The organism is Aestuariicoccus sp. MJ-SS9, from assembly GCF_032586235.1.
Classification (GTDB): Bacteria; Pseudomonadota; Alphaproteobacteria; order Rhodobacterales; family Rhodobacteraceae; genus Aestuariicoccus.
In genome coordinates, this window is the sequence record NZ_JAWHTD010000019.1 from 1 (window position 1) to 13033 (window position 13033).

The window sequence follows — 13033 nt, forward strand, 5'->3', positions numbered from 1 at the left end:
TTCGCCGACCTGCACACGCCCACCACACAAAATCCCCGCCTTCAGTCCGCCTGAAGGCGTTGTTCAAACCCGACTACGTCGTTTGCCCCGCCTGAGCTGCCTGGCCGAGGATGCGTTCGAGATGTGCGAAGGGCATCTCGACATGTCGTATTGGCGTGTCTGTTCGACCGATCTTGCCAGTGCGCATATTGTAAAGTAGGTTAACAATGTATCATTGTAACAATATGGGATGGATCGCCTTCATGACTGTGTTTGCCGCGCCGACCGAAGACATTCTTTTTTCGATGCGCGATGTGGCGGCGGCGGGGGAACTGCCCGATTGGGACGACGACCTGGCGCGCGACATCCTGACGGCGTTCAGCGCTTTCGCCGAAGGCGAGATCGCGCCGCTGGACGAGGCGGGGGATCGGCAGGGCTGCCGGCTGGAAAACGGCCGCGTCAGCATGCCCGACGGGTTCCGCGCCGCGTACGAAAAACTGGCCGGGATGGGGTGGCAGGGTCTGACCGCCCCGGAAGACCATGGCGGCATGGCGCAGGACCCTCTGATCGCCGCGCTGGTGTCCGAGGTGTTTTCGGGGGCCAATCACGCGATGCAGATGGTGTGCAATCTGGTGCCCGGGGCCATGACGACGCTTTTGCGGTTCGGAACTCCGGCGCAGCAGGCGGAATGGCTGCCGCGCCTTGCCGGCGGCGCGGCGTTGTCGACCATGTGCCTGACCGAGCCCGGCGCGGGGTCCGACCTTTCCCGCATACGGACACGCGCGACACGGTCGGCACAGGGCTGGACCCTGAGCGGAGAGAAGATCTTTATCTCGGGCGGGGATCAGGATCTGTCGGACGACATTCTGCATCTGATACTGGCGCGCACCGGCGACGTTGCCGACGGGATCAAGGGGCTGTCGCTGTTCCTCTCTTCCCGCTCTGCGGCGGGGTCGGCCATCAAGGTTACGCGGATCGAGGAAAAGCTGGGGCTTCATGCCTCGCCGACCTGCCACATGGTGTTCGACGACGCACCTTGCGAACTGGTCGGGGTCGAGGGCGAGGGGCTGAAGGCGATGTTCACGCTGATGAACCACGCGCGGCTGGATGTTGCGTTGCAGGGCGTTGCCCATGCTGCCCGCGCCCACGCGATTGCGGCGGCCTACGCCGCGGATCGCAAACAGGGCCGCAGGGCCGACGGGCGCGACGCGGTCCTGGGCGATCATCCTGACGTGCGCCGGATGCTGGACAAGCAGCGCTGCCTTGCCATGGGTGCGCGGGCGATGGCCCATGAGACGCTTGTCGAGATGGTGCGGGGCGAAAGCCCTGCACTGGTCGATTTCCTGACACCTGTTTGCAAGGTCTTCTGCTCGGAGGCCGGAACGTCGTCCGCCGATCTCGGTATCCAGATCCTGGGGGGATATGGCTATCTGACGGAATACCGGGTCGGCCAGACCTGGCGGGACGCGCGTATCGCCTCGATCTACGAGGGCGCGAACGGCATCCATGCGCTGGCAACCGCGACACGGGGCTTGCGGATCGAAGCGGGGGCGGATGCGTTTGACGCGTTGATCGGCCGGCTGACGGACGACCCCCGTGTTCTGGAACGGCGCGAGCTTTGGCGGCAGGCCCGCGCCCGGGTCGCCGCCAGCGTTGCACCGGCGGAATTGGCCCATGATTTCATGCAGCTTACCGCGGGCCTCTTCTATCGCGCCGCCTGGGCGCGGATCGCGCGTGTCGGCCAATCGGACGAGCTGTCGCGATTGGCCGACACGGTCATTTCCCCCGACCGCGACTGGGCCGCTTAACGGATAGCGTAAAGTTCGATCTGAACGCTGCCCGCGTTCCGGGCCCCGGTTCCGGCGAACAACGTCTTGTTGACCCACTCGTACCGGGGGTCGCCTGTCTCGAGCCGGGCCTGGGTGCGCATGTAGTAGCTGTCGGGATCGACCGCTTCGCCTCGGCCAATGGCCTCGATCACCTCCCTCGGGCCGTGCCGGTAGCCGTAGTTGATGATCTCGATGATCGCGCCGTCATGGGTTTCCATGGCATAGCGGGTGTCCAGCTCGGCCATCCCGTCGGCAAAGATCGTCTGCCAGTCCGCCCCGACGTTGAGAACGCGACCGGAAAGCGCCTCGCCCGTCACCGTGCCCCCGATGATCGGGATGATACGCCTTTGGCCCGCACGGCCCGTTCCCAGCGCCTGGATCGGGTCCAGTTCCACCATCAGGGTGCATATGTGTTCAAGTCTCGGGATGGGCAGATCCATGGCCTGTGGTCCTAATAATTGTTTACTAGGTTAACAATCTGTCGTATTGAAAGAGTGAAAGCAAGAACTGAGGTGGATCATGGCGCGTGCAGCCGACGCATCGCAACTGCGAACCCGTCCCGAAGACGCTGAAATCGATCTGGAAGGCCTCGTCGGTTACAATCTCAAACGCGCCTATGTGGTCGTCAGTTCGGACTTTCGCCGCGCCCTGGGCGAAGACGGATTTGCCCCGCGCCAGTTTTCCGCGCTGTCCCTGATCGTCCAGTTTCCGGAAATCATCCAAAGCGAATTGGCACGCAAGCTGGGGATCGAAAGGTCAGGCCTTGTCTCGATCGTGGATGATCTGGAAGGCCGTGGCCTGGTGTCGCGGATGCCGGTGCCCGGTGATCGGCGTGTGCAGGCCCTGACGCCGACGAAAGACGGCAGATCCGCCTATCTCAATGCGCGCGACGTGGTGCGTGCCCACGAGGCGGCGCTCTTGTCGGATCTGGCGCCCGAAGAGGTCGAGACGCTGATCGGATTGCTTCAGAAAATCAGAAAGACCGAGGCCTGAGCATGCAGGATTGGACCGGGCATTGCGCCATCGTCACCGGCGGGGCGTCCGGCCTTGGGGCCGCCACCGCGCAGAAACTGGCCAGCAACGGATTGCGTGTCGCGCTGTTCGACATGAACGCGGACAAGGGCGAGGCCCACGCCGAACGGATCGGCGGCCGTTTCGCCCGGGTCGATGTCTCGGATCCGGCATCCGTGGCGGCCGGCATCGATGCTGTGACCGCCGCTTTCGGCACGCCGCGCGTGCTGGTGAATTGCGCCGGGATCGGCGGCGCGGCCAAGACCGTCTCGCGCGGGGAGCCGCATGATTTCGGGCTCTTCGAAAAGACGTTGCGGGTGAACCTGATGGGCAGTTTCAACTGCGCATCGCAGGTCGCCGCGAAAATGGTGGCCGAGGACCCGGTCGATACCGACGGCGCCCGCGGCGTGATCGTCAACACCGCATCGGTCGCGGCCTTTGACGGGCAGGTGGGGCAGGTGGCCTATTCCGCCTCCAAAGGCGGGATCGTGGGCATGACGCTCCCGATGGCGCGGGATTTGGCGGACAAGGGCATCCGCGTCTGCACCGTCGCGCCGGGGCTGTTCCTGACACCGCTGCTGGACGAGCTGCCCCAAGAGGTGCAGGCCTCGCTGGGCGCGCAGGTTCCGTTCCCGTCGCGGCTGGGCGACCCCGAGGAATACGCCGCGATGGTCAGCCACATCACCCAGAACGCCATGCTGAATGGCGAAGTCATTCGCCTTGATGGCGCGATCCGCATGGCACCGCGCTAGGACAATTCGGGGGGAGGAGCCCGCGTCATGAACCTGCAACACTCCATGGCAGAGGATTTCTGGAATCCGGTTTTCGACTACGAGACCCGCGACGACGGCACGGTGATCATGCGCCAGCAGGGCGACCTGCCCGCGCATATGCCGACGCTGGCCGACTACCTTGACAAATGGGCGGATGCGACGCCCGACCAGACCTGGATCGCGCGACGTGGCGCGGATGGCGACTGGGTTCGGATTTCCTATGCTGACGCCCGGGACAAGGCGCGGCGTCTTGGTGCGGCGCTGCTGGGCTTGGGGCTGGGGCCGGATCGGCCCTTGCTGATCATGTCCGGCAATTCCCTTGAACACGCGCTGCTTGGGGCGGCGTGTTTCTACACCGGCGTGCCCTACGCGCCCGTGTCACCGGCCTATTCGCTGGTTTCCAAGGATCATGCGAAACTGAAGGACATCGCGACCACGCTGAAACCCGGCGCGCTTTTCGCAGAGGACGGGGCGGACTTCGAGGCGGCGCTGGCGGCGATCTGGGCAGAGGACCGGCGCGTGATCGCGCTGAACAACGTTCCGGCCGATGCAATTGCCTACGACGACCTGCTGGCGTCGGACCCGGCCGGGTCCGACGCGGCGCGGGCCGCGGTCACCGGCGACACGGTCGTGAAATACCTCTTCACCTCCGGGTCGACCGGATCGCCCAAGGCGGTGATCAACACCAACCGCATGATCTGTGCGATGCAGGCCATGGTGCGCGATTGCTACCGGTTCGTGCAGCATACGCCCCCGGTCGTGCTGGACTGGGCCCCCTGGAACCATACGGCGGCAGGCAACAAGGTCTCCTACCTGGTGATGACCAATGGCGGGACCTACTACATCGACGATGGCAAACCGGCGCCCGGCGCCATCGACGAGACTATCCGCAACCTGCACGAGATTTCCTGCACCTGGTATTTCAACGTGCCTGTCGGATGGGATCGCTTGATCGAAGAGCTGGAGACCGACGAGGCCCTCGCCCGGACCTTTTTCGCCAGGCTGTCGATGATGTTCTACGCGGGCGCGGGCATGGCGCAGCAGACCTGGGATCGGCTGCGGGCCATCGGACGCAAGACCACCGGGCACGAGGTGCTTTTGGCCACCAGTCTCGGTGCGACAGAAACCGCGCCCTTCGCGCTGGCCTGCACAGAGGTGCAGGAGAAATCCGGCAATGTCGGCGTGCCGGCCAAGGGGCTGTCGATGAAGCTGGTGCCGAACGGCGGCAAACTGGAGCTACGCCTCAAGGGTCCAAGCATCACGCCGGGCTATCTGGGCGACCCGGTCAAGACCGCCGAAGCCTTCGACGAAGAGGGCTACTACATGATGGGCGATGCGCTGCGCCCTGCCGACCCGGACGACTTTTCCAAGGGGTTCTTCTTTGACGGGCGGGTGGCCGAGAATTTCAAACTGAACACCGGCACATGGGTCGCTGTCGGGGCAGTGCGCGCGGCGCTGGTCGATGCCATGGGCGGGCTGATCCGCGATGCGGTCATCGTGGGCGAGGACGAGGCCCGACTGGGCGCGCTTTTGTTGCTGTCCGACAAGGCAAAGGCGATGGACCCGGCGGCGCGCCACGCGGCCCTGTCCGCGAAACTGACCGAGGCCGCCGGGGCGGCAACGGGCTCGGCCTCGCGCGTGCGGCTCGCCGTTGTGCTGGAAGAGGACCCAAGCTTCGACAAAGGCGAGATCACCGAAAAAGGCTCGCTCAACCAGCGGGCCCTGCGCGGCAATTACGCCGGCCTGGTGGCCGCGATGTATGCGGGCGAGGGCGCGGTGCTCGAGGCGTGATCGGCTATAATCCGGTCCTTCTTTGGGCCCGGCCGCAGCAACATTTAAACATCCCAAATCGCGGCGACGACAGGTGTCTGTTGTGCGGGCGAAACGGTCATCCAAGCTTGAAGCGTCGATTGTATTGCGCGGAGGGCCACAAGCGGTCGAGCCATTTGCTTGCTAGTCAGCCTCAAGAAAATGGCGCTAAATGGACCCGGAGTGGTCGCCGGGGGCTTTGCGATGTCTTACACAATTTCATCTGTTTCCGAAGTGAAAGACAAACCGGCGCTCAATGAGCTCCTGCTTGAATACTACGGGGTGATCCTTAGGAAGTTCGAAGCGGCAGGTGGTCCGGCGGTTTACACACCGCACGATCTGTTGGCGTCCTTCTGGCCCAATCTGCAAAAGTTCCTTCCGCCGACAGGCAGGCTTGTGCTCGTGCATGATGAAGCGGGACGGCTGGTCGGCTGCGGAACGCTGCAGCAGGCCCGGCGAGACGCGGGCGAACTGAAACGACTTTATGTCCGACCTGAAGCCAGTGGGCACGGACTTGGCCGGAAGATCGTCGATCTCAGACTGAGCGCTGCGCGCGACATGGGATGGAAGACGCTTCTGGTCAATGCGGTCCAGGGTAATCAGGACATGCTGAGGATCTACGAAAGCATGGGGTTCCGTTACATCGACCGATACCCCGAGTGCTCGGACCCTGTAGAGGCCGCACCATGGCAAATTTTCATGCAATACGATTTCGACTGATCGGAACCGTCCGCTCTGGGTCCAAAGCATTCCCCAACTGCAAATCGAACAAATGTCGCGTTGGTCCTGTCGGAACTCGGTCTCAGAGCACGTCGACGAGATGAGGCACAGCGTGACTGCGTGGGCTCATGTTCGGCGGCGATCCTGGCCGTCTAGGCGATCTGGTCCATGGTTGGCGCGGTCAGGATGTTGGTCAGAAATCCTTTCAGATTTGCCACGTCCTCAAGCGGCAAGACACCGGCGACGTATTGATCCGGACGGACAAGCACCATGCAGCCGTTGATACGGTCGATGCCGCGCATCTCGAAAATGTCGCCCGCCCTTTCGTCGGGGCAAAAGACTTTTTCATAGTCGCGCAGGCCAAGGCGGCCCTTCTGCGGAAACAGCAGCGGCGGCATATCCGTAATCGCGATCTCGGTGTGGCGGCATTGCAGCACGGCCCGAACGTCGAGAACTGCATCGATATCGGCGCCGTCTGGCGTGATCGTGTCCAGCAGACCGCCATCGGCGCTGAGAGCGGCGCAGAGCTGCGCCAGCGCGTCGCGTTGCGCCGTCGGCGTCCCCGCAGGCGCAAAGGCCAGAAGCAGCCAGCGCGCGTCGGCCTTCTGGACATGGCCGATCTGCAGGGGGCGTGCGTCTGCAAGGCGGATGACCGGCGCCGAATGAAACCGCATCCCGATATCGAAACCGCGGGCGAGGTGCTGTGCATCGCCGTGCAGTACCATGTCTGACGGGTCGTATCGGACAGACAATCCGGCTGTGTACCGGCCATGCTCTGCAAAGTAATGCTGCAATTCCGATTGTGTCTGCGAGCCAGGCGGTGCGCTCATCAGGCGGGCCCATTCTTCGTCGAAATCGATCAGGGCCTTGGCGACGGCCTGCCTTTCGCGCGAGTAGGACTTCAAGAGGGACGGATCGGCCCGGCCCCCAAGGACCGAGACCAGCTTCCATCCCAGATTGAACGCGTCCCCCATCGAGACGTTCATCCCCTGGCCGGCCTTGGGGCTGTGGGTGTGGCAGGCATCGCCGGCGATGAACACCCGGGGCGGGCGGTCTTCGGTCTCGGGCACGTCGTCGAACTTGTCCGTCAGGCGCTGGCCGATTTCATAGACGGACCACCACGCCACCTCCTGGACGTCGATGGTGAACGGCGCCAGGATGCGATTGGCGGCAGCGATCAGGTCGGTGACCTGCACATTCCGGTTCGACACCCGCTCGTCGGGGTTCAGGGCATCAAGTTCGACATAGAGCCGCACAAGATATCCCCCCTCGCGAGGGATCACGAGCACGGTGCCTTCTGTCGCGGACTGGATCAGGCTCTTGAAACGGATGTCTGGGAAATCGGTGTTGAGCAACAGGTCCATGACCCCCCACGCCTGATGGGCGGCCTGCCCGACAAGCTTGCGGCCAATCGCATCGCGCACCACGCTGCGCGCACCGTCGCAGCCGACGACATAGCGTGCGCGCATGGTGTCCTCGCGACCCTCGTGGTCGAGCGTCACCGCGACGCAGTCTTCCTCGACCGCCAGATGCTTGACATAGCGCCCGTAAAGCGGCTCCAGCCGGGTTGGCGCGTTGCGCATCACGTCCAGATACATGTCGTGCACCCGCGCCTGGTTCAGGATCACGTGGGGCATTTCGGACAGGCCATCCTCGACATCCTGCACGCGGCCTGTCCGGACGATCCGATCGGGGGCGGCGGGATCCGGTTTCCAAAAGGTGGCCTCGTTCACCCAATAGGCCTCGCGCATCACGCGCTCTGCAAAGCCGAAGGTCTGGAACATCTCCATCGAGCGACAGGACACACCGTCGGCCTGGCCCTTTTCCATCGGGCCGTCCTTGCGTTCGATGATCGCGGTGCTGATCCCGGGAAAGCCCGACAGGTAGGCCGCAAGTGTCAGGCCCGCGGGCCCCGCGCCGACGATGAGCACGTCCAACGGGCGCGCGTCCTGCGGGGTCTCTGGATGCAAATCGGGATCGCCCGGCCGGAATCCGTTCAAGTGAAATTGCATGTGAACCTCCGACGAAAAGCGCGGTTGTCGATCATGTATAGCGTCACAAGGCGTCGATCACCCAGACCAGCCACAACGTGATCGCCGGAAAGCAGGCGAGGATCACGACCCGGATCATGTCGGTCACGACGAAGGGCAGGGCGCCTTTGTAAGTCTGGCCGATCGGAGTGTCCTTGGCCATCGAGTTGATGATGAACAGGTTCATGCCCACGGGGGGCGTGATCAGCCCGACCTCGACAACGATCAGGACAAGGATGCCGAACCACAGGCCGAAGTCATTGGCGCTCATGCCGAAGTCGAGGACGGACATGATGGGAAAGATGATCGGCACGGTCAGAAGGACCATCGACAGGCTGTCCATCACGCAGCCAAAGACCAGGTACATGATCAGGACCAGCGTCAGGATGAACCACGGCGAAAAGCCTTGCTCGCCGACCCAGACGGACGCGGTCTGCGGAAGCTGCGTCAGCGAGAGGAAATTGTTGTAGATCCCCGCGCCCAGGATGATCAGGAAGATCATGCCAGAGGCGCTGGCCGTCGACAGCATCGCCTGCTTCAGCCGTTCCCAGTTCATTTCCCCCGTCGCCAGCGCCGCGATCCCGGTGCCGGCGGCACCGACGGCAGCAGCCTCTGTCGGCGTGAAGATACCCGCGTAGATGCCGCCGACCACCACCACGAAGATCGTGACGACGGGCCAGACCGACCCAAGCGCCCTGAGGCGTTCGCTCCACGGCACGCGATCCCTGACCGCCGAGCTGTTGGGCGATACCCGCACCCAGACGGAAATCGCGATCATATAGCCGATGGCCGCCAGAATACCGGGGATCAGGGCCGCGACGAACAGCTTCTCGATGTTCTGCTCGGCGAGGATGGCATAGATCACCAGGATCACGCTGGGCGGGATCAGGATGCCAAGCGTGCCACCGGCCGCCAGCGCGCCGGTGGCCAGCGACCCCGGATAGCCGTAGCGCCGCAATTCGGGCAGTGCCACCTGACCCATTGTCGCCGCCGTCGCGAGCGACGAGCCGCAGATCGCCCCGAACCCCGCGCATGCGCCGACGGCCGACATGGCCACGCCGCCCTTGCGGTGGCCCAGAAAGCTCTCTGCCGCCTTGAACAGCGCGGCGGACATGCCCGAGAGCGTGGCGAACTGGCCCATCAGCAGGAACAACGGGATGATCGAGAACGAATAGTTGGAAAACGTGCCATAGGTCAGCGTCTTCAACTGGCTGAGCACCATCATCGGCGACCCGATCACCATCCAGGTGCCCCCGACGCCTACGCCGATCATCGCAAGAGCAATGGGCGCGCGCAGAAACACGAGCACCAGAAGGATGGGCAACGACCACAATGCGAGTTCGATATTTGTCACGCGCGTGTTCCTTCGTCTGAGTAGCCGGCCAAACGACGCAGGGATCTGAGGATGCAAAAGGCGGCGACAAGGACGAACGCGACGCCCCCCAGAAGGCTGGCGGCGTAGCCCTGCCAGACGGGAATTTGCGCGATCAAGGTTGTCTCGCCAAAGGACAGCTTGTCGAGCATGCCAAGGTACAACCGGTACGTCCCGACAAGAGCGACCACGAACATGGCGGCATTGAACAGAAGGTCCAGAAACAGGTTCATGCCTTTGGGGTAGACCGTTTGGAACAGATCGACGCGGGCATGGGCCTCGCGCAGCTGCGTCCAGGGCAGAAAGGCGAACACCGCCGCGGCCATTCCGATCTCGGTCATGTCGTAGATCCCGCGGATCGGACCAAGCCCGATGTCAAGCGGGATCAACGCGCGTCCGGCGATGGATATGCAGGTCAGGACAACAATGCCCAAAAGCACGATTCCGCCCAAAATGGCGAGAGCCGCCGCAATGCGCTCGGCCAGCAGGTTCAGCATCCTGTACATGCGAGTCCTCCCCGAAAGGTCCGCGCTGGGCAAAAGGGGCAGTTGCGACTGCCCCTTTTGGATTTTCCGGATGGTCGACGTTGCTATCCGCCGTGCTTGGCGATCAGCGCCTTGGCCTGTTCGATCAGCGCGGCGCCGTCGATGCCCTTGCTGTCCATATCCGCGATCCAGCGTTCGACCACCGGTTCGGCCGCCGCTTTCCAGCGCGCGACCTCGGCCTCGTCCAGCGTGGTGATCTTGTTGCCGGCATCCACCGCGATCTGGCGGGCGGGTGCGTCCATGTCCCACATGACCTGGGTGGCGAAGGCGGACAGGTTGGCGCCCGCCTGCTCGTCAAGGATCGCTTTCAGATCGTCGGGCAGCGACTCGTAGCGGCTCTTGTTCATGACCAGCACGATGGCCGCGGTATAGAGCGCCTCGTTGCCCGAGAACTCGGTGTGGTTGCCGACCAGCTCCGACAGGCGGATCGCGGTCGTGACCTCCCACGGGATGACGGTGCCTTTGACCACGCCCTTGGAAATGGCCTCGGGAATTGCGGGCAGGGGCATGCCGACAGGTTCGGCGCCCAGTTCGCTCAGCAGGTCGTTGATGATCCGGGTCGGACCGCGAAGGGTCAGGCCTTCCATGTCCTCGAGACCGTTCACGCCGTCCTGCGTGTGGATCACGCCGGGGCCGTGAACCCATGCGCCCAAAACCTTGACGTCGGCGTATTCATTGCTCTGGAAGTCGGTCTCGACCATTTCCCAATAGGCTTTGGCCGTGGCGACCGGATCGGTCATCATGAAGGGCAGCTCGAACACTTCGGTGCGCGGGAAGCGGCCGGGCGTGTAGCCGACAACGGTCATCGCCATGTCGACGACGCCGTCGCGTGCCTGGTCCATCAGCTCTGGCGGGCGGCCGCCCAGCGACATGGCGTCGAAATGCTGGATCTTGATCCGGCCATCCGTTGCCGCCTCGAGCTCTGCGCCCCAGGGCTTGAGGATCTTCGCGGGGACGGGGGCGGGGGGCGGCAGGAACTGGTGCAGCCGGAGCGTCACGCTCTCCTGCGCCCGCGCGATTCCCGGCGCCGCCAGAACGGCGGCAGCGCCCGCGGACGTCTTGATAAAGTCTCTTCTTTTCATGGTATCTCCTCCCTAGTGATCCATATTTCCTGAAAATCGCCGCGGTGTCATTGCACGATGGCGATTCGTGTCTTCACCTGCGCAGGTCTAGCGGAACTTCGGCTCCCTCTTTTCGAGGAATGCGCGCAGGCCTTCCTTTGCGCCATCAGATGTCTGGCACATCGCAGCGGCAAGGCTTTCGGTGAACAACCCGTCAGAGCGCGACATGTCCCCGATCCGGGAAATCGCGTTTATCATCAGGTAATTGGAGAACGGCGCATTGTCCGCGATCTTGCGCGCCAGCGTCTTTGCAAGGTCCAGCCCTTCGCCCTCGCCGACGGTGTAATGGGCCAAGCCGAGACGCAGGCCATCCTCGGCCCCATAGGTTCGCCCGGTCAGCATCATTTCCCGCATGCGGTCGGCCCCGATCAAGCGGCCCACGCGCACCGTGGCCCCGCCGCCGACGAAAATGCCCCGGCGGCCTTCGGGCAGCTGAAACCGCACGCCCGGCTCTGCGATGCGCACATGGGTCGAGGCGGCGATTTCCAGCCCGCCCCCGATCACGGCCCCGGTCAGAACAGAGATGACGGGCAGTCCGCCGAATTCGATAAGCTCGGACACACGGTGCCAATTGCGCGAGTGGTAAACGCCCTCGACAGGCTCACGGTGCTCGTGCTCGGCCAGGTCGAGGCCGGAACAGAAATGCCCGCCTTCGCCGCGCAGGATCACGGCGTTCACACCGGTGGGCGGCGCCGAGAAGAACCGGTCCAGTTCGTTGACCAGCGCATCGTTCATGGCATTCCGCTTTTCAGGACGGTCGAAGACCAGCGTCGCGATGTCGCCGTCGATTTCAAGCCGGGTCACCTGTCCGCTATACGCCGTGCCATCGTGCATTGATCAATGCCTTTGTGTCCTTCGTCCGTTTTTGTTGTATAGGTAAACAGTTTTCATGTATAGCGTTTTTAGACGCCGCGACTTTTGTCCACGGGAGGGGGCCAGGATGGTCGACTTTAAGAGTGTGAAAGCCATCGATTTTCACACGCATGCCGAAGAGCCCTGCAACCACGGCCGCGACGACGGCTACAACGAATTCCAGGCCGGCATGGCGGCCTATTTCAAGAATCCCGCCGGGGCCGAGGGTATGCTGCCCACCGTTCAGGACACCGCCACCTATTACCGCGAGCGCAATATCGCGGCGGTGATTTTCCCCGTGGATGCAGAGCGCGAGACCGGGTTTCGCCGTTACTCCAACGAGGAAGTCGCCGGGCTTTGCGCGGAAAACGACGATATCCTGATCCCGTTCGCCTCTATCGACCCGCACAAGGGCAAGGCCGGCGCGCGGGAGGTGCGGCGCCTCGTGCGGGACTTCGGCGTGCGCGGGTTCAAGTTTCACCCGACGATGCAGGGCTTTTTCCCCAATGACCGCGAGGCCTGCTACACCGTGCTCGAGGCCTGTGCCGAAGAGGGCGTCATCACCCTGTTCCACACCGGCCAGACCGGTGTCGGGTCGGGCATGCGCGGTGGAATGGGTATGCGGCTGAAGTATTCCAACCCGATGCATCTGGATGATGTCGCCGTGGATTTCCCGGACATGCCGATCGTTCTGGCGCACCCCAGCTTTCCCTGGACCGAAGAGGGCCTGGCCGTCGCCCAGCACAAGCCCAACGTCTACTTCGACATGTCCGGCTGGAGCCCGAAATATTTCCCCGAGGTCTTTGTCAAATACGCCAATTCCATCCTCAAGAAGAAGATGCTGTTCGGTTCTGACTGGCCCGCGATCACGCCGGATCGCTGGTTGGCGGACTTCGAGAAAGCGTCCTTCAAGGACGAGGTGCGCCCGCTGATTCTCAAGGAGAATGCGTTGCGGATTTTGGGCGAAACGATCTAATCTTCGAACCGGGAGA

13 protein-coding genes are annotated in these 13033 nt (G+C 63.4%); 7 read left to right on the top strand and 6 right to left on the bottom strand.

Translation table 11 applies throughout. From position 1 onward, the window contains the following. Positions 1–199 (top strand): hypothetical protein (locus RXV88_RS13470; protein ID WP_316293685.1); only part of this gene is annotated, 199 nt, incomplete at its 5' end. 43 nt (positions 200–242) lie between these two features. Further along, entirely contained in the window at positions 243–1787 is a 1545-nt protein-coding gene (locus RXV88_RS13475) for an acyl-CoA dehydrogenase family protein (RefSeq protein WP_316293687.1), read from the top strand. On the opposite strand, the gene RXV88_RS13480 is transcribed toward RXV88_RS13475, so the two are convergent. Next, positions 1784–2248, bottom strand: coding sequence for a DUF3237 domain-containing protein (locus RXV88_RS13480; RefSeq protein ID WP_316293689.1), 465 nt, complete (start codon positions 2246–2248; stop codon positions 1784–1786). The genes RXV88_RS13475 and RXV88_RS13480 overlap by 4 nt on opposite strands. A gap of 79 nt (positions 2249–2327) precedes the next feature. Here RXV88_RS13480 and RXV88_RS13485 point away from each other — a divergent pair, with 79 nt between their 5' ends. The 4 genes from RXV88_RS13485 to RXV88_RS13500 all read left to right on the top strand — a co-directional run bounded on the left by RXV88_RS13485 (position 2328) and on the right by RXV88_RS13500 (position 6121). Continuing rightward, entirely contained in the window at positions 2328–2801 is a 474-nt protein-coding gene (locus RXV88_RS13485) for a MarR family transcriptional regulator (RefSeq protein ID WP_316293690.1), read from the top strand. A 2-nt stretch (positions 2802–2803) separates the two neighbouring features. Further along, positions 2804–3571, top strand: coding sequence for an SDR family NAD(P)-dependent oxidoreductase (locus tag RXV88_RS13490; protein ID WP_316293692.1), 768 nt, complete (start codon positions 2804–2806; stop codon positions 3569–3571). A gap of 27 nt (positions 3572–3598) precedes the next feature. Continuing rightward, positions 3599–5383, top strand: a complete 1785-nt coding sequence (locus tag RXV88_RS13495) for a feruloyl-CoA synthase (protein ID WP_316293694.1) — start codon at positions 3599–3601, stop codon at positions 5381–5383. A gap of 159 nt (positions 5384–5542) precedes the next feature. Beyond that, the gene (locus tag RXV88_RS13500) at positions 5543–6121 is read left to right on the top strand and encodes a GNAT family N-acetyltransferase (RefSeq protein ID WP_316293696.1); all 579 of its coding nucleotides are present in this window, start codon (positions 5543–5545) and stop codon (positions 6119–6121) included. A 152-nt stretch (positions 6122–6273) separates the two neighbouring features. Here RXV88_RS13500 and RXV88_RS13505 read toward each other — a convergent pair whose 3' ends face one another. The 5 genes from RXV88_RS13505 to RXV88_RS13525 form a co-directional block, all read right to left on the bottom strand. Beyond that, a complete protein-coding gene (locus RXV88_RS13505; protein WP_316293698.1) occupies positions 6274–8133 on the bottom strand; it encodes an FAD-dependent monooxygenase in 1860 nt (619 codons plus the stop codon). Positions 8134–8176: 43 nt separating this feature from the next. After that, complete coding sequence (locus tag RXV88_RS13510; protein WP_316293699.1) at positions 8177–9505, bottom strand: TRAP transporter large permease; 1329 nt, start codon at positions 9503–9505, stop codon at positions 8177–8179. Further along, a complete protein-coding gene (locus tag RXV88_RS13515; protein ID WP_316293701.1) occupies positions 9502–10020 on the bottom strand; it encodes a TRAP transporter small permease in 519 nt (172 codons plus the stop codon). Before RXV88_RS13515 ends, RXV88_RS13510 begins: the two co-directional genes overlap by 4 nt. Before the next feature lie 92 nt (positions 10021–10112). Further along, positions 10113–11150: a TRAP transporter substrate-binding protein gene (locus tag RXV88_RS13520; RefSeq protein ID WP_316293703.1), complete on the bottom strand. Its 1038-nt coding sequence runs from the start codon at positions 11148–11150 to the stop codon at positions 10113–10115. 87 nt (positions 11151–11237) lie between these two features. Beyond that, positions 11238–12023, bottom strand: a complete 786-nt coding sequence (locus RXV88_RS13525; protein ID WP_316293705.1) for a crotonase/enoyl-CoA hydratase family protein — start codon at positions 12021–12023, stop codon at positions 11238–11240. Positions 12024–12129: 106 nt separating this feature from the next. On the opposite strand from RXV88_RS13525, the gene RXV88_RS13530 reads away from it, so the two are divergent. Continuing rightward, positions 12130–13017 (top strand): amidohydrolase family protein, encoded by an 888-nt coding sequence (locus tag RXV88_RS13530; RefSeq protein WP_316293707.1) that lies wholly within the window; start codon positions 12130–12132, stop codon positions 13015–13017. Positions 13018–13033 lie beyond the last annotated feature (16 nt).